A 21811-nucleotide genomic window follows, 5' to 3' on the forward strand; every position below is an offset into this window, starting at 1 on the left:
CCGGTCTACAGTCGATTTGCCAGAATTCCAAAGGGTCTCAATGTCTCATACGGAACAAATTCAGGCGCTTGAGGCGCTGCGCGCCTGGTGGGCGGAGATGGGGGTGGAGGCCGATGAGGCAGAGATCCGCGCCCTGACCAAGGCTGCGCGCGAGAGACCTGAAGCCGGACAGCCCCCCGCGCAGGCACGCGCCTTGCGCCGTATTCCGAAAGAGAAAGGCCATGACGACTGGGTCGAGGAAGCCCGGAACCTCGCAAAGGCCGCGTCCAGCTTTGCGGAATTGAAAGCCGCCATTGAAGGGTTTGACGGCTGCCTCCTGAAGGAAGCTGCGCGCAATGCAGCCTGTTTCGATGGGGTCGAAGGCGCGCCGGTCATGGTGATCGGCGAAGGCCCTGGCGCTGAAGAGGACAAGCAGGGCCTGCCTTTCGTGGGGCGGGCAGGTCAGCTCTTGGACAGGATGCTGGCAGCGATTGGCCTGTCGCGCGCGACGAACACATTCATCACCAACGTCAATTACTGGCGCCCGCCCGGCAACCGGAACCCGACCGATGATGAACTGGCGCTCTGCCGCCCCTTCGTCGACCGTATGGTGGAGCTTGGTCAGCCAAAACTCATCATCTCGGCTGGCGGCGTTTCTGCAAAGTCGCTTCTCAATGCCTCGATCGGCATCATGAAGCTGCGCGGCACCGAACAGACTTTCGAGACGCCGGGCGGCTATTCAGGCCCCCTCTTCCCGATTTTCCACCCAGCCTTCCTGCTCCGCCGGCCAGAAGAAAAGAGCCGCGCCTGGCGAGACCTGTTGCAGATTCAGGAACGGCTGGAGGGGCTTTCTTGAAGTCACAAGAACCGCGTAGCGAGATGGATGAAGCGAGCCATGCGTTTCTGACATTCGCGATTATCGGCGGCCTCTGCGGATTGGCCGCGAACTTTGCGATGATTGCATTTGGCCTGCCACCCCTCATCGCAATATTAGCCGCCATCATTGCTGGGCTCGCTATCGGGGCTTTGGCGGCTCAGCTGCGCATCGTCAGGGCTGGCATAAGGCGAATTTTCACCTGGGTAGGAGAACTAGCCTGGTGGTTCTGAACCGCTTATCTCAGATTTCCTCCACGCATTAAAAAACCCCGGAGCGCGAGGGAGGGGAGGGGATGCGCTCCGGGGCTTTTTGAGAGGGTGAAGCGCGAGGGGGAGGGGACGCTTCAGCCTCTTTTTGATGGACGTCCACCGGATGTGCGGTCCAGCTTCCTTAGGTGTCCAGTCTGTTCAATCTACTCTTCGAGTTTGTCTTCGGCTTTTTCCTCGACAAGCTCGAACTCAGCTTCCTTACGCTTTTCAAACGCCGATCCGAGTTTTTCGTTCCCGTCCTTGCCGACAGTTTCTTTGGCGACCGGAAAAACGTCGTTTTCCTCTTCGTCCATGTGATGCTCATAGCGCTCTTTGAGCTGCTTGAATTTCACCAGCCAGCCCGGTGAGGACATGTCGTTGTCGTTCAATTCTTCCATCAGATCGTCGAGTTCCTTGTGCTCGGCGACCGAGTGGCGACCTTCAGGCTGGCCGTCTTCCGTAGCGATGAGCTTGGAATAGAATGTTTCTTCTTCAGCTGCGGCGTGCGCGCTGACATCGTGATAGAACTTGTCCCAGACGTCGCGGCGCATTTCGTTATCGCCGCTCGTGCTGGCGATGAGGTCGAGCATCTCGCGGTGCTTGTCGTGGTCTTGTTTCAGTGTCTCGTAGATCGTGGACATGGATGGTCCTCTTCCTTCGTGTTTCGAACACTGCTTAAACGCCGGGTCACGAAAGCCGTTCCGCCAATCATGGCGCCCGCGTGCGCGACATTTTCGACCTTGCCGAGATCTGCTCATATGCCCGCGCCCCTTTCCATTATTATCCCAACTCTTCATGCCGCCGAGGATTTGCCCCAGTGCCTGGCGAGCCTGATGCCTGGCGCCGAAGCCGGACTGATCAGGGAAGTGTTGCTGAGCGACGGAGGCTCGCGCGATGCGACGGCGGACATCGCCGACGCGGCCGGCGCCTCAATTATTCAGAGCGAGCGAGGACGAGGCAAACAGCTGGCGACCGGCGCGAAAGCAGCGCGGGGTGAGTGGCTTCTATTTCTTCACGCCGATACGTCGCTGACACGCGACTGGGTGGAGCGCGTGCGCGATCATATGGCAAACGCTCCGGGCAAGGCTGCGTTTTTCACCCTCGCCTTCCGATCAGATCATCCGATGGCAAAGCATGTCGCAGCGCGGGCGAACCGTCGCGCAAAGCTTCTCGGCCTGCCATATGGCGACCAGGCCCTGCTGGTGCCTCGTAGCCTATATGAAGAGACGGGCGGCTATAAGGACATGCCCTTGATGGAGGACGTCGCACTGGTCCGCGCAATTGGCAGACGTCGCCTCAGCATGCTTTCGGCAGAGGCCCGAACATCTGCCGCCAAGTATGAGCGCGATGGCTGGCGCAAGCGAAGCTGGAAGAATGCCTGGCTGATCACACGTTATCTGCTTGGCGCCAGCCCGGAAAAGCTGGCCGCCGCCTATCGCTGAGCCCTGTCCCGAATGACCAGACCGACCCTCCTCATCTTTACAAAGGCGCCGCGGATTGGGGCGTCCAAGACCCGGCTGGCCGCAGATATTGGCCGGAGAGAGGCCCGCCGCATGTCCCGCCGCCTGACGGCGCATACGATCCGACAAAGCGAACACCCGGCCTGGCATACGCGGCTCATGGTTGACCCGCCTTCCCTCGCCTCAGCATCGCTTGGAGGTCTCTGGCCGCAAAGACTGGAGCGCCGTGTCCAGAAGGGCCGGTCCCTCGGAGACCGTCTCGCGAATGCCATGGCCGATGCCCCCCGGGGCGCTGTCATGTTCATCGGCACCGACGCACCGGGACTGCGCAAAGGCATGATACTTCAAGCTTCCAGAAATCTTGGCCGGAACGCGGCTGTGTTTGGCCCGGCATCGGACGGCGGCTTCTGGCTGTTCGGCGTATCCTACGACTTGCGAACGCCAGATCTGTTCAGAAATGTACGGTGGTCGAGCCCTCACGCCATGGAAGACGTCAGGAGTAATCTTCCACACGACACGCGCATCACTCTATTGCGACAGTTGACCGACATAGATACATGGCGCGACTGGCAACTGTACAAACAGAGTCAATAAGAGCGTGATGAACAGCTATATTGATTCATGTTATCGACGGCACTTGCCAAATTGTTTCACGTCCCGGCCTATTGAAGAGGGTCCGTTATGTATAAACTAGCCTATGTCAGCGTGGCGACACGTACGCTGACCTCTGTTGATCTTCAGAGTATTCTTGAAGCAGCGATCACCAGAAACCGCGATAGTAACATAACCGGCATTCTACTCTTCAACGGCACGAACTTCATGCAGGTCCTCGAAGGTCCCCAGGAAGAAGTCGAGAAAGTCTTCGAAGACATCTGCTCTGATGATCGTCACCGCAACGTGGTCGTTATCTACCGTGAGAGAACCAGTGTCCGCGAGTTCGAGGAAGCGCCAATGCTGCTGCAGATCGTCCCTGCTTCGCACGGTGTCGCCCCCGACGGCATGACTGTCACCAAGGATATTGCGCTGTTCCTGCCAACTTCGCTGGCGCGCCATTTCCGCACTATTCTTGAAAGCTTCGACACCCACGGAGCCTAGGTCGCCGACGCGGATTCGTCTGTGGACCAACATGGCTTTACGGCAATATTGTTCTTGTTTTGTTCTACTCCTCATGGTTTTCTTTCTCCATGAGACTGAACCAGAAACTCCCGTCGAAAGGGCGCGTCACAAATCTGGACGTGTCGCATAGCGCCGAGCGGCATGAGCACCGTGGGCGCGGCGCGATCTCTAACCAGACAGGCCGGTTCGAGCACGAAACACGCGATGCTTTCGATGATGGCTGGGGCACGATCGAGGATAGTGCCGGACGTCTCGATACGACGCTCACGCGGGAAAGCGCGCGGACGATCATCACGTATAATCGCTCGCCCGACATATCATTCGACCGGACGATCAATCCCTATCGCGGCTGTGAACATGGCTGCGTCTATTGTTTCGCCCGCCCGACCCATGCCTATCACGGCCTGTCTGCTGGGCTCGATTTCGAAAGCCGCCTCTTCTTCAAGCCGGAGGGCCCTGCTCTGCTGCGCAAGGAATTGTCGCGTCCGTCCTACGTGCCCCGGCCAATTGCGCTGGGCATGAATACGGACGCCTACCAGCCAGTTGAGAGGCAGCTGAAGCTGACGAGAACTTTCCTCGAAATCCTGTCAGAGCATAATCACCCGGTCACGCTGCTGACCAAGTCTGCGCTTATCCAGCGGGATATCGACCTGATCGCCCCCATGGCCGAGAAGGGGCTTGCCCGTGTTGGCGTGTCTCTGACCACGCTGGACCCTCGACTATCACGCCTGATGGAGCCACGCGCCGCCGCGCCTTATAGACGGCTGCAGACCATCTCCGCGCTGACGAAAGCCGGGATCCCGATCATCGCGATGACTGCCCCCATCATTCCCGCCCTGAATGAACCGGAGATGGAAGACCTTCTGGAAGCGGCCGCCGAAAACGGGGCCTCCAGTGCGGGCTATGTCGTGCTTCGCCTGCCGTTTGAACTGAAGGACATCTTCCATGAATGGCTTGCCGAACATTATCCGGATCGCGCCGCGAAAGTGATCAACACGCTGCGGGACATGCGCGGGGGACAGGACTATGATGCAAACTGGTTCGAGCGCGGACGCGGGCGCGGTGTTCATGCCCAGATCATTTCCCAGCGCTTCAAGAAAGCCGCGCGCCGGCTTGGTCTGGATGAAGCCCGGCCTCGCCTGCGCACCGATCTTTTCTGCCCGCCAGAGCCGCCGAGCGGACAGATGCGGCTCGCTTTCTGAAAGGGTGCTGCGCACGGGCGCGCTGGAGTAACGATTGAATAACCAAATTCCTGCGGGATGCGCGCCAGTCACCGAATCGCACAAAAGGGCATTCAAGTATGGATCTGGTCCGCAATACGATCATCGAAGGCGAATGTGTCGACGTGCTGTCACGCCTGCCGGACAAGTCCGTCGACCTTGTCTTCGCCGATCCGCCCTACAACCTCCAGCTTGGCGGCGGACTTACCCGGCCGGACCAGTCGCATGTCGACGGGGTCGATGATGCCTGGGACCAGTTCGACAGCTTCGACGCCTATGACCTGTTCACCCACCAATGGCTGACCGAATGTCGCCGCGTGTTGAAAGATGATGGCGCAATCTGGGTGATCGGTTCCTATCACAACATCTTCCGCGTCGGCGCGATCCTTCAGGATAGCGGTTTCTGGATCCAGAACGATGTGATCTGGCTGAAGTCCAACCCGATGCCGAACTTCAAGGGCACTCGTTTCCAGAACGCGCATGAGACGCTGATCTGGGCAGGCAAGACCGAAAAGTCGCGCGTCACCTTCAATTACGATGCGCTGAAAGCCTTCAATGAAGACAAGCAGATGCGGTCGGACTGGACGATCCCTCTCTGCACTGGGTCCGAGCGTCTGAAAGACGTTCAGGGCAAGAAAGCCCACCCAACGCAGAAACCCGAAGCCCTGCTCAAGCGGGTCATTCTGGCGACGACCAATCCGGGCGATGTCATCCTCGACCCGTTTTCGGGCACGGGCACGACGGCTGCCGCCGCGAAGATGCTTGGCCGCGACTTTGTCGGAATCGAGCAGGACCCGTCTTACATCCGCCTCTCGAGGGCCCGCCTGTCGGCGATCACCCCGCTAGACGGCGCGGCGCTGGAAACCCAGAAAGGCGCACGCGCCCTGCCCCGCGTCCCGTTCGGTGCCCTGGTGGAAAATGGCTGGCTCAAACCCGGCGACCGTCTCTGGTCGCCAAAAAAGCGTCACCATGCCCGCATCCGCGTCGATGGCAGCCTGTCATCGGGCGATGCGTCCGGCTCGATCCACCGGCTTGGCGCGCATGTGATGAAACAGCCCGCCTGTAATGGCTGGACCTTCTGGCACTACGAATCGCCAAAAGGCGACCTTGCGCCAATCGATCTGCTCCGCCGCCGGTATCGCCAGGAAATGGGCCTGAACTAAACTTTTCCCTCAATGGTCATAGCCTAAGGGAAGACCCTGCCTTGCCGCCGCCCCCCGGATCGTGTCGATAGACAGGTATGGGACACGAAGGTCAGGAAATCTTTCTGAAGGACATGCTCGTCTTTCTGTTTGCCGCCGGCATCATTGTGCCGGCGCTTCGGCTGGTGCGCGTGCCTGCCGTGGCAGGGTTCCTGATCGCAGGTGTGGTCCTTGGTCCCTATGGCCTTGGCACGCTGGAGGATCTCTGGGCGCCTGTTCAGTTCATCACGGTTGGTGAACCCGAAGCGGCCGAGCCCTTCGCTGAACTTGGCATCCTCTTCCTTCTCTTCCTGATCGGGCTGGAGCTGTCCTTCGAGAAGCTCTGGCGCATGAAAGATGCGGTTTTTGGCGCAGGCGCCCTGCAATCGGTCGCAAGCGCGATCGCAATTGGCGTTGCCCTCTGGCTGATCGGGCTTGAGCCGGCGGCGGCCGCCATCATCGGTCTGGCGCTCGCGCTATCGTCGACAGCGATCGTGATGCAGATGTTGACGAATGAGCACAGGGCGACGGGGCCGACGGGCAAGGCGGCGCTCGGTGTGCTTCTGTTTCAGGATATTCTCGTTGCGCCGATCCTGATCCTGATCAGCTTCCTGTCAGCCGAGAGCGGCGGCAGTCTCGCTGGTGACGTCCTGCGGGCGCTTGGTGAGGGCCTCATCGCGCTCATCCTTATCGTGGCCATTGGCCGTTTTGCTGTCCGCCCCGTATTCAGGCTGGCCGCGCAGGCAGGCGGTCGCGACTTCCTGATGGCGGTTACCCTGTTCACAGTCATAGGCGCAGCGGTGATCACAGCGTCTGCCGGGCTGTCGGTCGCGCTCGGTGCGTTTCTCGCAGGCCTGCTGCTTGGCGAGACGGAATTCCGCCACCAGGCAGAAGTGGACCTCGACCCGTTCAAAGGTCTGTTACTCGGCATCTTTTTCATGACGGTCGGCATGAGCATCGACCTCGCTGTAATCGTGGAGCTTGCACCTGTCGTACTTGGCGGCCTCGCCGCCTTGCTGGCGCTGAAGCTCGTCATCGCGTGGACCAGTACGCGCCTTTTTGGTGCGTCCCGCCCGGTTGCGACGGAAGCGGCTTTCCTTCTGGCTCCCGCGGGTGAGTTCGCCTTCGTTGTAATGGCATCGGCGACAGCGGCAGGCCTGCTGACCTCCCAGCAGGCGACACCTGTGACCGCGATCGCAGGCCTCTCCATGCTCCTAATTCCGGCAACCTCACGACTGGGACAGGTTCTCGCGACGCGTTTCAAGCCGCCACAGCCCACCCATGAGCCAGAGCCGCAGAGCTTCGAGAAGATGGATGGCCACGTCATCATTGCCGGGTTTGGCCGCGTTGGACGCACGATTGCGCGTGTCCTGTCAGAAGCAAACACGGACATCGTGATTGTAGAGAATGACCCTGCCCTTGTCCGGCAAGGCCGCCGGAAAGGCTGGCAGGTCTCGATAGGGGATGCCGGCAGGCCGGAAATGCTGGAAGCTGCCGGATTGGCGGGCGCGTCGATGGTGGTGGTCACGGTCGACAATGCGACCAGCGCACGCCAGATGGTCGAAGCTGTCCGCAAGAAGCGCCCTGCCCTCCCTATCATGGTACGGGCGCGCGATGCAGAACATGGGCGGGAACTTGAAGCGGCAGGTGCGACCTATGTCATCCCAGACGCGATCGAGGCTGCACTCCAACTGTCGGGGCGGGTACTCGAAGAATTCGGATACGCTGGTGAAACCGTGCGCGATCTCCTCGCCGCTGAGCGGGAGGAAGCCTACCGGGCGGGCACGCAAGAGACTTCATGAAGCAAGTTTCAGAGCCTTCTTGAACACGCTGGGCAGCGCGCTGGCGACACCCTCTTCACCCCGAAACTCATAGTCCGATGGCACCAGATCTCGGCCCTCGACGGTGACGACTTTCAGGCGAAGCTCAAAATGGGTGAAGACATGTTTGACCTCACCGATTTCCTCCGCATCTCCGATCCATTCCAGCCGGGCGGCTGCCCCATCCTCTCGCCAGTCCGTTGTCGGAAGCCCCAGCATGCCGCCGAGCAGTCCTTGCGGCGGCCGCGTCTCCACGACGACACCTGACGCGCCGCGTACAATGTAGACTTCCCCATATCTGACGGGTTTGACTTTTTTCGCCGGTTTGACCGGATAGCGCTCTGGTTCGCCTTCCGTGTATGCCGTGCACCAATCGCGTATCGGACAGATGAGACAGTTTGGACGCTTGGGCGTGCATACTGTCGCGCCGAGGTCCATCAGCGCTTCTGCGAACTCTCCGGGCCTATCCTCGGGGACGAGGGTGCGGACAATGTCGGCAATACGGCGCTTTTCATCCTTCCATTCACCCTTGGCGGCGAGGATGCGAGCGAAGACGCGGTCGACATTACCATCTACTGCGGCCGAACGCTCGTTGAAGGCCAGCGCTGCGACGGCCCCTGCCGTATAAGGACCAATGCCCGGCAGCTCTCGAAGGCCGGCCTCTGTTTTCGGCCAGCTGCCCCGCGCTGCGACTTCGCGCGCACATTTCAGAAGGTTGCGGGCGCGAGCGTAGTATCCAAGCCCCGCCCAAGCCGCCATGACGTCCCCGTCCTCGGTTGATGCCAGTGCTTCAACGGTTGGCCAGGTGCGCGTGAACGTTTCGAAATATCCAACTGCATGCGGCACAGTGGTCTGCTGCAGCATGATCTCTGCCAGCCAGATACGGTAAGGGTCTGGAACGACACCGCGGCCACGCTCACCCGGGCCAATTCGCCAGGGCAGCGTGCGCGCATGACGTCCATACCAGTCAAGAAGTGCATCAGGCAGCCCGTCAAAGCGCGTGCCAGCCGCAAAAGCGGCCTTTTCTCGTTTCGCCATGCAGGGCACAATCACGTTCATGGTGATGAGATCAAGCCTCGACCCGCTGGAGGAAGCCCGTGCCCGGATAAGGCTGCGCCATGCGCGCGCCAAACCGGTCGCCCCAGCTCCGAAAACGATTGGCACGCTGAGCCAGCGCATCACCCGCGACCGCGTGCCGGACAAGGGCCCAGCCATTGGCCGGTTAAAGCTAATCTGGGCGGAAACCGTCGGCGCTCAGATCGCAAGGGTTTGCGAGCCAGAGAAAGTCGGCTCTGGCGGCAAGGGGAAGGGCCGTGTTCTCACGGTGCAGTGCATTCCCGCTGCCTCGACCATGATCCAGCATCAAAGCGAGCTTATCCGCCAGCGCGTGTCCGTCGCGCTGGGCGGCGATATCGCCGAGATACGTATCAAGCAGGGCCCTCTTACGCGTCAGCCTGCGCCAAAGCCTGTGCGCGCCCGCCGGCCGCTGACAGCCGAGGAGCGTGCTGCGCTCGAAGCGTCGGTCGCGAAGATCGAAGACCGCGCATTGCGCGACGCGGTTTTGGCGCTGGGCGAAGCTGTGCTAGCGAGCGACGAGAACCCCAATTTGCCGGATCAAGCCTGACCGGAAGTTGACCTAACCATTCTGAAGAGAAGACGTCATGAAACTGAATACCCTGACCCGCCGGACCGCTATTCTGGCTGTATCCTTTCTGACAATGGCCGCCTGCGGAGCGTCGGGCGATGAAAGCGGCGAAGGCCCGAACAGCGCCGCGCTTCAGGAAATCTCGCTCGGTGAGGCAGACGCACCTGTGACGATTGTTGAGTATGCCTCCTGGACCTGCCCGGCCTGTCTCCAGTTCCACAATGAAGTCGTCGGCAATCTGAAAGAAGACTATGTCGACACCGGCAAGGTCCGTTACGTCTTCCGCGAATTCCCGACAGCGCCAGCGAACGTTTCGGTCGCAGGCTTCGCACTCGCGCGCTGCGCAGGTGAAGACCGCTACTACGACGTTCTCGATGAACTCTTCTCTCGCCAGACCGCGATCCTCAGCCTTGCGCGTCAGGGCGGCCAGGTGAAACAGGCACTTCAGCAGATCGGCGCCAATCACGGAATCACCGATGAGGCCGAGTTCGATGCCTGCCTGAACAATTCAGACATCCGCCGTGCCATTTCCGCTTCTGTTGCTGCAGGCGACGAAGCAGGCGTGAATGCAACGCCAACTGTCTTCCTCAATGGCGAGCTGCTGGACGGTTATGAGTGGCGCCAGTGGCCAGCCATGCAGAGCATGCTGGATGAAGCCCTTGGTGAAGATGCACCAGAGACTGCCACCGAAGCAGGCATGGAAGAGGCTGAAACCCCCGCCATGACTGACGAGGGCGACATGTCAGGCGAATCCATGAACATTGAAACTGAGTCCATGGACGAAACCGAAGGTGAGGCTGCGCCGCAGCAATAAGCCTTCCATTCAATTGGGGAGCCTGCATTGCACATTTCAGAACTGCGCATTGCAGGCTTCAAATCCTTTGTTGAGCCGCAAGAAGTTCCGATCCATCCGGGCCTGACAGGCATTGTCGGCCCCAATGGTTGCGGCAAATCCAATCTTCTCGAAGCCTTGCGCTGGGCCATGGGCGCCAATTCTGCCCGGGCCATGCGCGGCGGCGAGATGGACGACCTGATCTTCTCCGGCTCGCAAAGCCGCCCGGCGCGCGAACTGGCAGAAGTCACGCTTGTGCTCGACAATTCAGACCGTACTGCGCCGCCGGAATTCAATGCGTCCGACACGCTCGAAATCATGCGGCGGCTCAAGCGCGGCGCCGGCTCCACCTACAAGCTCAACGGTCGGACGGTACGCGGCAAGGACATCCAGCTCATCTTTGCGGATGCCTCCACCGGAGCGAATTCGCCTTCACTGGTGCGTCAGGGCCAGATTTCAGAGCTGATCGGTTCCAAGCCCCAGAACCGTCGCCGCATCCTTGAGGAAGCCGCCGGCATTGCCGGGCTCAATACCCGCCGCCACGAGGCAGAGCTGAAATTGCGCGCGGCCGAAACCAATCTTGAACGACTGTCGGAAGTCTCAGCCGAGGTCGAACGCCAGCTCGAAAGTCTGAAGCGCCAGGCCCGTAAGGCGCGCAAGTATAAAGAGCTTTCCGAAAAGATTGCCGCACTGGAAGCCTTCCTTGCACACCTGCGCTGGCAGACAGCTACGGAAGCAAAGACGCTTGCGGAAGAAGAGCTTGCACGCTGCCGGGATGCCGTCGAAGCCCTGACCCGCGCTTCGGCTATCGCGGAAACGCGCCGCATCGAGGCGGGCGACGGCATTCAGCCGCTCCGAAATGCAGAGGCCGAAATCTCCGGCCGCCTGGGTCAGGCGAAGATCGACCTCGCGCGCCTTGAAACCGAGCGCAAGACCGCTGCAGAGCTGCTGGCCCGGCACGAGAGCGAAGCGCGCCGAATCATGTCCGACATAGAGCGCGAGCAGTCCCAGAAGGAAGAGGCTGAAAGCGCCCTCGCTGAAGCACGCGAAACTTTGGCATCGCTGCCGACCGAGGATCCGCAAGCGAACGAGGCGCTGGAAGCTGAAGCCGAGCAGAAGCTTGAACAGGCCCGCGCCGATCTTGAAACCGCGCAGACACAGGCCGACACGCTTGGCGGAAAGCTCGCCGAACTGAAAGCTGCCCGCCAGGCAGCCGAAGCAAACGCGAACCAGCAACGCCGCCGCAAGCAATCGCTTGAAAGCGAAGCCGCGCGTCTTCGCCAGCAGCTCGACCAGATGCCGGACACGGCGGTGCTGAATGAACGGCTCGTATCAGCGGAAAAGGCCGAGGAAGCGGCTGAGATCGCCCTTCATGACGCCGAACGCGCAGTCGATGCCGCCGATGATGCGCTCGTCGAGGCCCGCGCGGCAGAGACTGCCGCGCAAGGCCCGAAGAACCAGGCCGACACAGCCGTACGCACGCTTGAGTCCGAGATTGCTGGCCTCAAGCGCCTTCTACAGTCGTCCATCGGCCCAAAGGCGCCACCCGTCATCGACAGGATCCGTTCTGATGACGGATACGAGAAAGCCGTCGCCGCTGCGCTCGGCGATGATCTTCAGGCTTCGACCCGGTCTGATTCGCCGCTTTACTGGGGCGGCAGTTCAATCGCGACGCCCGAGCTGCCGGAAGGCGCTGAACCTCTCTCCACCCATGTCGAAGCGCCAGTCGAGCTTGCTGTTCGCCTGTCACAATGCGGCGTCGTATCGGCCGAAATGGGCAAGCGCCTCGCCGCGCACCTGAAGCCGGGCCAGCGGCTCGTTTCCGTTGAAGGTCATCTCTGGCGCTGGGACGGTTTCACCCGAACGCCGGACGCGCCGGTATCGGCTGCAGAGCGGCTGGCACAGCAAGCCCGGCTCGACGCCGCCGAAGCTGAGGTGGCTCCCGCCCGCAAACGCTTCGAATCAGCGGCCAGCGAACTTGCAGAGGCCAAGGAAACTCGTGAGGCCGCAGAGCGCGATCTAAAAGAAGCGCGCCAGCAGGTTTCGCCGAAAGCATCGGAACTTAACCGTGCCCGCGCCGCGACAGCAGAAGCCCGGCAGGCTGCGGAACGCGCCGACGTGAAGCGCGAATCGGCAAGCGAAGCCCTCGCCCGTGTCGAATCAGACCTTCGCGGCGTTGAAGACGCCCTGTCATCGGTATCGATTTGCGGTGCACCGGAAGACCTTGCAGCGCTTGAGGCCGATCTTGAACAGGCCCGCACAAGCCTGGCCCGAGCTCGAGCTGACGAAACCGAATATCGCGGCCAGCTGGCAGACATCACCCGCAACCGTGAGCAGGCCATTGCACGCCGCGAAGGGCTGGCGCGAGACGTGGAGCGCTGGGAACGCCGATTCGCAGCGAGCGAGCAGCGTCTGGAGGACCTTCTTGCCCGGCGGCGTGAAGCCGCTGGCGAAGCCGATGCGGCACGCGCGAAACCTGAAGACATGCAAGCCGACATCGACGCACTCGCCAAGCGGGTGGAAACGCTGGAAGAAGAGCGCCGCGTTGCGGCTGATGCGTTGGCCGAGAAAGAAGCCTCCCTGCGTGAGAGTGAGACTGAAGCCCGCGAGGCCTCGAACGCAGCCGTCGAGGCGCGCGAGGCGCTGGCTGGCGCAAAAGTGCGGGTCGAGAATGCCGAGGCGCGCCTGTCGGATGCCGTGGAAGCCGCCCGCAATCAGTTCCAGCGCGCCCCGAACGGCCTGATCACCCTTGCCCGTGCAGGCCTAGAGGAAGAAGAGATCGAAAGCCTCGACCCTTCTGAGGCCGAACGCCAGCTCGACTTTCTGCGACGTGACCGCGACCAGCTCGGCGGCGTGAACATGGAAGCAGAGGCCGAGGCCGAAGAGCTCGCAGAGCGGCTCGGTACCCAGGCAACCGAAAAAGACGATTTGATCAAGGCGATTGCCCGCCTGCGCGAAGGCGTCGCTGCACTCAATGATGAAGGGCGCGCGCGCCTTCTAGAGGCGTTCGAGCGGGTCAATGAACACTTCAAGGCGCTCTTCACGACACTCTTCCGCGGTGGTGAGGCAGAGCTTCGCCTCGTCGATGATGAGGACCCGCTGGATGCTGGACTGGAGATCATGGCCCAGCCACCCGGTAAGCGTCTTGGAACGCTGTCGCTCATGTCCGGCGGTGAGCAGGCCCTGACAGCGACGGCGCTGATCTTCGCCGTCTTCCTGTCGCGCCCTGCCCCGATCTGCGTGCTGGACGAGGTAGACGCGCCCCTCGATGACGCCAATGTCGACCGCTATTGCCGTTTGCTCGACGAGATGCGCCGTCGCACCAATACCCGCTTCATCGTCATCACGCACAATCCGGTCACGATGAGCCGTATGGATCGTCTGTTCGGCGTGACCATGCGCGAGAAAGGCGTGTCGAAACTGGTGTCGGTCGACCTCGACGCTGCCGAGGAACTCGTCGCGGCCGAATAGGCGCATGCGTCAAAAGCGCAGTCACTGTTTTTCTTAGTATAATCAGCATGTTGTCAGAAAACTGGCTGGCTTGACTTGCCCCCCCCCCTCCAATAGCTTCCGGCTCGAAAGACAAGGGGTATTCCCTGAGTCAGTTTCGAGCGGCATTTAGGCGATTCCCCATGGCCGGTCCTGAGCGTGATGATCTTTCAGAGCGGATTGCGAAAGCGCAGGCCGACAATGACGCGCGGGAAGCCAGGAAACGCAAGCGCGAGGCAGATCAGGAGAATGTGAACTCAGGGGCTGGCATGGCGCTGCGCTACGGCGCGGAAATGGCCGGCTGCATCGTGATCGGACTTCTTATCGGATACTGGTTCGATAAGGTTTTCGAAACAGAGCCCTGGGGACTGCTTGTCTGGCTGGGATTCGGCCTTGCAGCCGGAATCCTTAGTGTTATACGCGCCTATCGCCAGCTAACGGCATATGCGGAACTTCAGGGAACGGACCAGACCAAGGGTCCGGAAAACGGGAAACAGGGCTGATGAACCTCTCCTTCCACCAGATGGCTGACCCGATGAGCCAGTTCGAAGTGAAGAAACTCTTCGAACTGCAGATTGGCGGCATCGATCTTTCGTTCACCAACGCAGCTTTCTACATGCTGCTTGGCGTTTCGCTGATCATCGTCTTCTTTGGCCTTGCTGCTTCGCGCGGCAAGCTTATCCCGTCGCGTTCGCAGTCCATTGCTGAGATCGGCTATGGCTTCGTTGCCAATATGGTCCGCAGCACTGCGGGCGAGGAAGGGCTCAAATTCTTCCCGTTCGTGTTCACGCTCTTCTTCTTCGTGTTCTTCGCGAACATGATAGGCATGGTGCCGTACGCCTTCACGACCACCAGCCACATCGTCGTCACCGGCGCGCTGGCCCTGCTCGTGATTTCGATCGTGATCATCTATGGTCTCTACAAGAACGGCCTGAAATTCTTCAAACTCTTCGCCCCGTCCGGCGCGCCGTTCTTCATCTACCTCATTCTCGTGCCGATCGAGGTCATCTCCTTCATCGCACGTCCTGTGACGCTGGCGCTTCGTCTCTTTGCGAACATGCTTGCCGGTCACATCATGCTGAAGCTGTTCGCCACCTTCGCTGCGCAACTGTTTGCTGCAGCACTGGCAGGCACGGCGCTCCTCGGTGTTGTCGGTGTGCTCGCCTTCGCTATGGGTATCGCCATCAACGCGCTAGAACTTCTCGTTGCAGGCCTTCAGGCTTATATCTTCGCGATCCTGACCTGCGTCTATCTCAACGACGCGCTTCACCCATCGCACTAGTTTCTCGCCGGTGCGGCCAAAAGAGCCGCGCCTCAACACTTGACGCGCCCCGCCGAACAGGCTTCACGGGCATCAAATCGAACCAACGCCAATCCCTCAAAGGAGACACGAAATGGAAGGCGATATCGCTCTTGGCCTCAAATATGTTGGCGCAGGCCTCGCAACTCTCGGCATGATCGGTGCCGCGCTGGGTGTGGGCAACATTTTTGCCAGCTTCCTTGATGCTGCCATGCGCAACCCATCGGCTGCTCCTCAGCAGACCGGTAACCTCTTCATCGGTATGGCCCTTGCTGAAGCTCTCGGCATCCTGGCCTTCCTGGTGTCCGTCCTGATCCTCTTCGTCGTCTAACGAAGACTTTTCCGGACTATTGATTTGGACTGGCCCGTCGCATTGACTGCGCGCGGGCCAGTCTCAACCATTCAGACTGATAGGGTCGCGCCATGAATTTCCTGTCGCTTGCTGCTCCGGCTGCTAACGGCGAAGCCGCCGGTGGGGCCTCTTTCCCGCCGTTCGATCCGTGGCATTTCCCGTCACAGCTCTTCTGGCTGGCTATCCTGTTTGGTATTCTCTACCTCGCGCTGTCGCGTTTCATCCTGCCCAAGCTCGGCGGCGTGATCGAGAATCGCGAAGATACGATTGCTGACTCGCTCGATGAAGCTGCCCGCCTTAACGAGCAGTCGAAGGAAGCGAAGCAGCAGCAGGACCTTGCGCTTGCAGAAGCCCGCGGCAAAGCCCGCGATACTGCTGAGAAGGCGCGCGAAAAGGTTGAAGCGGAAATCGCTGCTGAAACTGCCAAGGTCGACGCCGAACTTGGTGAGCGCCTTGCTGATGCCGAAGCCCGCATCCAGACGCTTCGCAACAACGCTATGTCTAACGTCGAACAGATTGCGACCTCCGCAACGCAAGCCATGCTTGGCCGCCTCGGCGTAACAGTGACCGAAGCCGACGCCCGTCAGGCCGTCGCCCGCAACACGCAGCAGGAAGGCTAGACGATCATGAAGATGGCACGTTTTTCATTCATGCTGACCGCTGCAGCCTTGGCTACACCGCTTGCGTTCGCCGCGCCTGCCGGAGACGCCGGCTACGAGACCAAGACCGGCTTTAGCAACCTCGCCTACCCGTTCACGGATGCGGCCACGAACTTCGCCTTCGCTGCCTTCGTCGCCTTCCTCCTCATCGCCATCTCGCTCGGCGCGCTCAAGGCTATCACGTCTGCGCTGGACGGCCGTGCTGATGAGATCAAGCGCCAGCTTGATGAGTCGCGCCAGCTTCGCGAAGAAGCCGCTGCCGCGCTTGCCGAAGCAGAGCGCAAACAGAAAGAAGCCGATCAGGCCGCTGATGAAATGATCAAGCAGGCCAAGGCTGATGCCAAGATGATGGTTGAGCAGGCCCGCAAGGATCTCGCTGAGAAGGTTGCCCGCCGTGAAGCGCAGGCTGAAGCCCGCATCGCACGCGCCGAAGCCGAAGCGACCAATGATGTGCGCCGGGCTGCGGCGAATGCTGCCACCCGCGCCTCGAAGGACATCGTCGCTAACTCACCTCAGCGCAGTGATCTCTTCACCAAGGCGCTGAGCGATATCGAGAAAGCGCTGAACTAGCGCTGATTGCGACACTTAATCCCGTTTTTGGATGCGAAAACGCCCTGCTCTTTAGCAGGGCGTTTTTTTGTCTGGAATATCTCGTCTATGAGCGGGAATGCTTGTCACGTCCGAAGACCGCCCGCATGAGCCAATTGGGCGCGAACCGTTCAAGACGGGGAAAACGGTTCAGCATGCCTTCCATCCAGCGACGGCCCCACACCGCATTCCGTCCAAGCAGCACCACACCGATGATGGCGAGTGGCAAGCCAATGGGAAGAAATGGCGTAAGCGCGCCGATTGGAATTGCAATGGCAATGAGGAAGGCACCAAGTGCGGCGAGGCACTGCCTCATAGCCACATGAAGCCCCATCGTCACAGTGCCAAAACGCCTGCGTGTGGCATTCATTTCAGGAGGCAGAGGCATGTCGGGATCCAGGGGTTTGCGTGCCATCATTTCCTATATGGTCTCCCGTCAAAGCTTGCCTAGATGCTTGCTGATTTCCCGCAGATCCGTGCGGCGATAGCGATTGCGATACGGCCTTTGCTTGTGAAGCAGGCCATGCCACAACGCAGGAATAGACACTCCGATCCGGGATGAAGGCACCTGGACAACAAGAAAAGGGATGCAGCGGCTTGAAGCTCCATACGATACAGGCCCTTCGCGCCGTCGCCGCGCTTCTCGTGCTTGTCTATCATACCCGTGCGATCGAGATGGACGCCATTGCGCGCAAGGGGCTCAATGAAGCTCCGATGTTGTCGACATTCGTCCAGAACGGTTTTTCCGGCGTCGACTTCTTCTTTGTGATCTCCGGTTTCATCATGGTCTACGTGACCGGCAAGGTGCAGCCGCGCCTGGCAACGGCAGGCGCATTCCTGTTTGCGCGCGCCGCTCGCATCTACCCACTCTGGTGGCTCTTTGCAGCCATCATGACAGCCTATTTCTTTCTTGCTTATGGCGGCGTGCCCTTTGGGGCTGAAACGCTTGAGGATGGAAGCAGGATGATGCGCGAGAACTCGGCGCTCCATCTCATCTACTCCTACGCGCTGCTTCCCCAGCTGACCGTTCCCATCCATGGTGTCGGCTGGACGCTGGTGCATGAAATGCATTTCTATATCGGCTTTGCGCTGCTGATCCTGCTGCCGCGCCGGTTCCTGCCACTCGGACTGGCTGGCTGGGCAGCTATCATCCTGCTCGGCACGCTGACGGGTCTGCAGCAGCCAACCGCAACCGATTATATATCCCTGCTGCTGCACCCGCTATCGCTTGAGTTCCTGGGGGGCTGCGCCGCAGCGCTACTCATCTGCTCAGGCCGCCGCTTCAAGCCAATGACCGTACTTGTCGTCGGCCTTATCGCCTTCGTTGCTGCGCTCTATCTACAACCCTATCCGACCGACTTCACGCTCGGTTGGGGACGCGTACTTTTCTTTGGCATCCCCAGCATTCTCATCGTCTATGGCGCTGCCGCACTGGAAGCCGAAGACCGCGTGCGGGTCCCTCGCTCGTTTGTCGTTCTCGGTGACTGGTCCTATGCGCTCTATCTCGGTCACACACTCGTGCTGAGCGGACTGCGGCGTATCTTCGATGCGCTGGCAGCCCGCCTTCAGGGCACCTTCCTTGAAGATGTTTTCACAATCGGCGCGCCAGGCATTCTCGACAATCTGCTGTTCTATATCGTCGGTGCGGTTGGCAGCATCGTCTTCGCAGGACTGGTCTTCAGGCTGTTCGAGAAGCCCGCGATGACGCTGACCGGCCGCCTGCGCCGAGACCTGTTTGAGGACACTAACGCCCAGCTGAAGCCCGCCCCTATCAAGGCCGCGATCTGGTAAAAAAATGGCCGGGACATTGCCCGGCCACCTCTCATCTCATTCTGCCGCGATCTTGTCGGGCTCGCTCCAGCGAAGCTCCGGCTTGCGGGCGGCCTGCGTCTCATCAAGGCGCCGCTTCGGTGCGAGGTATGGCGCACTTTTCAGGCTTTGATCTCCAGCCCGGGCCTTCTCCGCGATAGAAAGAAGCGACTCGCAGAACCGGTCGAGTTCTGCCTTCGACTCAGTCTCCGTCGGCTCGATCAGCATGGCGCCATGAACGACCAGCGGGAAGTACATGGTCATCGGGTGATAGCCTTCATCAATCATGGCCTTGGCGATATCGAGCGTCTCGATCCCCTCAGCCGTGAAGGCGTCAGAAAAGAGCGCTTCGTGCATGCAGTAGCCATCGAAAGCTGGCGTCATCACCGTCTTGAGGCGCGACTGAAGGTAATTGGCGTTGAGCACCGCATCCTCTGCAGCCTGTTTCAGGCCGTCTGCGCCGTGGCTCAGCATATAGGCGAGCGCGCGGGTGAACATACCCATCTGACCATGGAATGCGCAGAGACGACCGAAGGCATCAGAGCCTTCACCGCTACGCTGTTCAACCAGATGGAAGACGCCGTCCTCCTCGACCACAAATGGCACAGGCGCGAAGTCAGCCAGTGCTTCGGAAAGCACCGTTGGACCTGCGCCCGGACCACCCCCGCCATGCGGCGTGGAGAATGTCTTGTGCAAATTGATGTGCATCGCGTCGACACCAAGATCGCCCGGACGCACCCGGCCAACGATGGCGTTGAAGTTCGCGCCATCGCAATAGAAATAGCCGCCAGCTTCATGGATGAGATCGGCGATCTCGCGAATGTCCGTCTCGAAAAGGCCGCACGTATTCGGGTTGGTCAGCATGATGCCGGCAATGTCGTGGCTGTCTTCGAGCTTCGATTTAAGATCGTCCATCTCGACACGTCCGCGCGCATCGGCCTTGATCTCATCAACCTTGAAGCCGCACTGCACCGCCGTCGCGGGATTGGTGCCGTGCGCAGAGGCTGGCACGAGAACGCGCGTACGCGTGGCGATTTCGCCGCGCGCGATCAGCGCACCGCGGATCGCCATCATGCCGCAGAACTCACCATGTGCGCCGGCTTTGGGGCTCATAGCGACGGCGGGCATACCGGTGAGCGTCTTCAGCCACGTTGCAAGCTCATCGATCAACTCCAGCGCGCCCTGGACGGTCGACTGCGGCTGCAGCGGGTGAATGTCGGCAAAGCCCGGCATCCGCGCGACTTTCTCATTGAGGCGCGGATTATGCTTCATTGTGCAGGAGCCGAGCGGGAACAGGCCAAGATCAATGGCATAGTTCTGCTGGCTGAGGCGCACATAGTGGCGCACGGCTTCTGGCTCTGAGAGGCCCGGAAGGCCGACGCTCTTCTTGCGGGTGACGCCGCCAAGACGATCCATGCCGCCTTTTGGTGCTGGCAAGTCGACGCCTGTCTTGGTGGTGGAGCCTGTCTCGAAGATCAGGTCTTCGCGCTGCTGCAGGCCGCGTGAGCCCGAAACGGTCTTGATCGCTGGCTGGGCGCTTGGCGCCGACGGGCTGGTTGGACGGCCTTGTGAATTCATGCTCATGTCTGAGCCTCCACGAAATGCTGGGTGTTAGGTCCGAAGGTCTCTTTCAGACGCTTGTTGGCTGCGCTGACATGGATGGCGCCAAGGGCGAGGATTTCCCGGCGAAGGTCAGCGTAGAGTTTCTTGAAGTCCTGCGGGTCACGCCAGGTTTCAGGATCATCATAGATCCCCTGAAACTGGGACTTGCGGCGATTGATCGCCGCCTTGTCAGCGCCCATGCGCACGAAAATCTCCTCAAGGAAATCCTCATACTCACGGATCGCCCGCTTATGTTCCCAGGCTTCCTGATGTTGCGGAGCTTCGCTCATGCTAGCACCTTTGCAAGCGCATCGGCGTACGCCTTGATATCGGCTTCGCTCGTGCACTCAGTCGCAGCAGCAATAATGACATCGTCGAGGCCTTTGCCTGGATAGAGGCGCGAGGCGCGCACGCCGCCGACAACACCAAGCCCATCGAGCTGCTCAAGCACGTCGCCGGCTTCGCGCGGAATGCGGAAGGCAAACTCATTGAAGAAACGCGGTGTCAGGAGTTCGACGCCAGAAACATCTTCTAGTGCATCGGCCAACATGCAAGCAGCTTCATGATTGAGCTGCGCCAGATGTCCGAGGCCCTTCTCACCCAGCAACGTCATATGCGCAGTGAAGGCCAAAGTGCAGAGGCCCGCATTGGTGCAGATGTTCGATGTCGCCTTGTCTCGGCGTATATGCTGCTCACGCGTTGAAAGCGTCAGGACGAAACCGCGATTACCATCGGCATCAACGGTCTCACCACATAAGCGGCCCGGCATCTGTCGCATCAGCTTTTTCGAACAGGCGAAGAGGCCAACATAAGGCCCGCCAAAGTTCAGCGGATTGCCGATCGACTGGCCTTCGCCAACGGCAATGTCAGCGCCCATCTCGCCGGGCGGCATGGTCATGCCGAGCGCGAAGGCTTCGGTGAAGACAGAGACAAGAAGCGCCTTTTTTTCGTGCGCGGCGTCCGCCACAGGGGTCAGGTCAGTGACCGTGCCGAAGACGTTCGGGCTCTGGCCGATAACACAGGCTGTCTCGTCATCGACAGCATCAACAAGCGCAAGCTCATCATCGACACCCGGTGCAAGCTGGACGATCTCGATCCCCTGCGCTTCACACACCGTACGCGTTGCGGCGGCATAGTGTGGGTGCAGGCCGCCTGACAGGACCACTTTCTGGCGCCGTGTGACGCGGCACGCCATCACCGCAGCTTCGGCACAAGCCGTCGAGCCGTCATACATCGACGCGTTGGCCACTTCCATCGCCGTCAGCGCGGCGACCTGGCTCTGGAATTCGAACAGGGTCTGAAGCGTGCCCTGCGCGATTTCAGGCTGGTAAGGCGTATAGGTCGTCAGGAACTCGGAGCGCTGGATGATGTGGTCCACAGTCGCCGGAACATGATGCTTGTAAGCACCGCAACCAACAAAGAACGGCCCTTCAGAGGCTGTCCGGTTCTTGGCCGCCAGCGCGCCCATGTGACGCTCGACCGCAAGCTCCCCCTGATGGTCAGGCAGGCCTGCAATCTTGCCGCCAAGGCGGGCTGCCTCGGGGACATCGGTGTAGAAATCATCGACGGAGGCTGCACCAATCGTGGCCAGCATCTCCTTGCGGTCTTCAGGTGTCAGGGGGAGGTATCTCAAG

Annotated in this window: 23 protein-coding genes; 17 read left to right on the top strand and 6 right to left on the bottom strand. The window is 60.4% G+C overall.

Translation table 11 applies throughout. From position 1 onward, the window contains the following. Nucleotides 1-40: 40 nt before the first annotated feature. Both O4G74_RS10100 and O4G74_RS10105 read left to right on the top strand, forming a co-directional pair. Nucleotides 41-835: a uracil-DNA glycosylase gene (locus tag O4G74_RS10100; protein ID WP_269402485.1), complete on the top strand. Its 795-nt coding sequence runs from the start codon at nt 41-43 to the stop codon at nt 833-835. Beyond that, nucleotides 832-1086 (top strand): hypothetical protein, encoded by a 255-nt coding sequence (locus O4G74_RS10105; RefSeq protein ID WP_269402486.1) that lies wholly within the window; start codon nt 832-834, stop codon nt 1084-1086. The genes O4G74_RS10100 and O4G74_RS10105 overlap by 4 nt, the downstream gene beginning before the upstream one ends. A gap of 182 nt (nt 1087-1268) precedes the next feature. On the opposite strand, the gene O4G74_RS10110 is transcribed toward O4G74_RS10105, so the two are convergent. Continuing rightward, a complete protein-coding gene (locus tag O4G74_RS10110; protein ID WP_269402487.1) occupies nt 1269-1745 on the bottom strand; it encodes a hemerythrin domain-containing protein in 477 nt (158 codons plus the stop codon). 117 nt (nt 1746-1862) lie between these two features. Here O4G74_RS10110 and O4G74_RS10115 point away from each other — a divergent pair, with 117 nt between their 5' ends. From O4G74_RS10115 to O4G74_RS10140, 6 genes are all read left to right on the top strand, one after another. Next, a complete protein-coding gene (locus tag O4G74_RS10115; protein ID WP_269402488.1) occupies nt 1863-2546 on the top strand; it encodes a TIGR04283 family arsenosugar biosynthesis glycosyltransferase in 684 nt (227 codons plus the stop codon). Nucleotides 2547-2558: 12 nt separating this feature from the next. Then, nucleotides 2559-3158, top strand: a complete 600-nt coding sequence (locus tag O4G74_RS10120) for a TIGR04282 family arsenosugar biosynthesis glycosyltransferase (RefSeq protein ID WP_269402489.1) — start codon at nt 2559-2561, stop codon at nt 3156-3158. Nucleotides 3159-3245: 87 nt separating this feature from the next. After that, nucleotides 3246-3659, top strand: a complete 414-nt coding sequence (locus tag O4G74_RS10125; protein WP_269402490.1) for a BLUF domain-containing protein — start codon at nt 3246-3248, stop codon at nt 3657-3659. An 89-nt stretch (nt 3660-3748) separates the two neighbouring features. Further along, nucleotides 3749-4882, top strand: coding sequence for a PA0069 family radical SAM protein (locus O4G74_RS10130; protein ID WP_269402491.1), 1134 nt, complete (start codon nt 3749-3751; stop codon nt 4880-4882). A 98-nt stretch (nt 4883-4980) separates the two neighbouring features. Then, nucleotides 4981-6063 carry a site-specific DNA-methyltransferase gene (locus tag O4G74_RS10135; protein WP_269402492.1) on the top strand — a complete coding sequence of 361 codons (1083 nt, stop codon included), beginning with the start codon at nt 4981-4983 and terminating at the stop codon, nt 6061-6063. 77 nt (nt 6064-6140) lie between these two features. Next, nucleotides 6141-7883 (top strand): cation:proton antiporter, encoded by a 1743-nt coding sequence (locus O4G74_RS10140; protein WP_269402493.1) that lies wholly within the window; start codon nt 6141-6143, stop codon nt 7881-7883. Here O4G74_RS10140 and O4G74_RS10145 read toward each other — a convergent pair. Then, nucleotides 7878-8939, bottom strand: coding sequence for an A/G-specific adenine glycosylase (locus tag O4G74_RS10145; RefSeq protein WP_269402494.1), 1062 nt, complete (start codon nt 8937-8939; stop codon nt 7878-7880). The two genes, O4G74_RS10140 and O4G74_RS10145, sit on opposite strands and share 6 nt — an antisense overlap. Between O4G74_RS10145 and O4G74_RS10150 the strand changes: the two genes are divergently transcribed. From O4G74_RS10150 to O4G74_RS10185, 8 genes are all read left to right on the top strand, one after another. Beyond that, entirely contained in the window at nt 8938-9525 is a 588-nt protein-coding gene (locus O4G74_RS10150) for a DUF721 domain-containing protein (protein WP_269402495.1), read from the top strand. The two genes, O4G74_RS10145 and O4G74_RS10150, sit on opposite strands and share 2 nt — an antisense overlap. A gap of 37 nt (nt 9526-9562) precedes the next feature. Continuing rightward, nucleotides 9563-10360, top strand: coding sequence for a DsbA family protein (locus O4G74_RS10155; protein ID WP_269402496.1), 798 nt, complete (start codon nt 9563-9565; stop codon nt 10358-10360). Between the two features lie 27 nt (nt 10361-10387). Continuing rightward, a complete protein-coding gene (gene smc / locus O4G74_RS10160) occupies nt 10388-13849 on the top strand; it encodes a chromosome segregation protein SMC (protein ID WP_269402497.1) in 3462 nt (1153 codons plus the stop codon). A gap of 161 nt (nt 13850-14010) precedes the next feature. Next, complete coding sequence (locus O4G74_RS10165; RefSeq protein ID WP_269402498.1) at nt 14011-14370, top strand: AtpZ/AtpI family protein; 360 nt, start codon at nt 14011-14013, stop codon at nt 14368-14370. Continuing rightward, nucleotides 14370-15149, top strand: a complete 780-nt coding sequence (locus tag O4G74_RS10170; RefSeq protein ID WP_233348458.1) for a F0F1 ATP synthase subunit A — start codon at nt 14370-14372, stop codon at nt 15147-15149. The genes O4G74_RS10165 and O4G74_RS10170 overlap by 1 nt, the downstream gene beginning before the upstream one ends. Nucleotides 15150-15261: 112 nt before the next feature. Next, complete coding sequence (locus O4G74_RS10175; protein WP_018146608.1) at nt 15262-15498, top strand: F0F1 ATP synthase subunit C; 237 nt, start codon at nt 15262-15264, stop codon at nt 15496-15498. Nucleotides 15499-15590: 92 nt separating this feature from the next. Further along, nucleotides 15591-16139: a hypothetical protein gene (locus O4G74_RS10180; RefSeq protein ID WP_269402499.1), complete on the top strand. Its 549-nt coding sequence runs from the start codon at nt 15591-15593 to the stop codon at nt 16137-16139. 12 nt (nt 16140-16151) lie between these two features. Further along, a complete protein-coding gene (locus O4G74_RS10185; RefSeq protein WP_269402500.1) occupies nt 16152-16748 on the top strand; it encodes an ATPase in 597 nt (198 codons plus the stop codon). 85 nt (nt 16749-16833) lie between these two features. Here the strand turns inward: O4G74_RS10185 and O4G74_RS10190 are convergent, their stop codons facing one another. Next, nucleotides 16834-17181, bottom strand: a complete 348-nt coding sequence (locus O4G74_RS10190; protein WP_269402501.1) for a hypothetical protein — start codon at nt 17179-17181, stop codon at nt 16834-16836. A gap of 182 nt (nt 17182-17363) precedes the next feature. Between O4G74_RS10190 and O4G74_RS10195 the strand changes: the two genes are divergently transcribed. Further along, the gene (locus O4G74_RS10195; RefSeq protein WP_269402502.1) at nt 17364-18557 is read left to right on the top strand and encodes an acyltransferase family protein; all 1194 of its coding nucleotides are present in this window, start codon (nt 17364-17366) and stop codon (nt 18555-18557) included. Nucleotides 18558-18593: 36 nt separating this feature from the next. Here the strand turns inward: O4G74_RS10195 and gcvPB are convergent, their stop codons facing one another. Genes gcvPB through gcvPA form a run of 3 tightly spaced genes read right to left on the bottom strand, consistent with a single transcriptional unit; the run spans nt 18594 to nt 21810 of the window. After that, on the bottom strand, nt 18594-20159 hold the full coding sequence (gene gcvPB, locus O4G74_RS10200; protein WP_269402503.1) for an aminomethyl-transferring glycine dehydrogenase subunit GcvPB: 1566 nt from the start codon (nt 20157-20159) through the stop codon (nt 18594-18596). Further along, the gene (locus tag O4G74_RS10205; protein WP_269402504.1) at nt 20156-20467 is read right to left on the bottom strand and encodes a hypothetical protein; all 312 of its coding nucleotides are present in this window, start codon (nt 20465-20467) and stop codon (nt 20156-20158) included. Before O4G74_RS10205 ends, gcvPB begins: the two co-directional genes overlap by 4 nt. After that, nucleotides 20464-21810, bottom strand: a complete 1347-nt coding sequence (gene gcvPA, locus O4G74_RS10210; protein ID WP_269402505.1) for an aminomethyl-transferring glycine dehydrogenase subunit GcvPA — start codon at nt 21808-21810, stop codon at nt 20464-20466. The genes O4G74_RS10205 and gcvPA overlap by 4 nt, the downstream gene beginning before the upstream one ends. Nucleotide 21811: the final 1 nt, after the last annotated feature.

Origin of the sequence: Henriciella marina (assembly GCF_027213945.1) — a bacterium.
GTDB classification, from domain to species: Bacteria; Pseudomonadota; Alphaproteobacteria; order Caulobacterales; family Hyphomonadaceae; genus Henriciella; species Henriciella marina_A.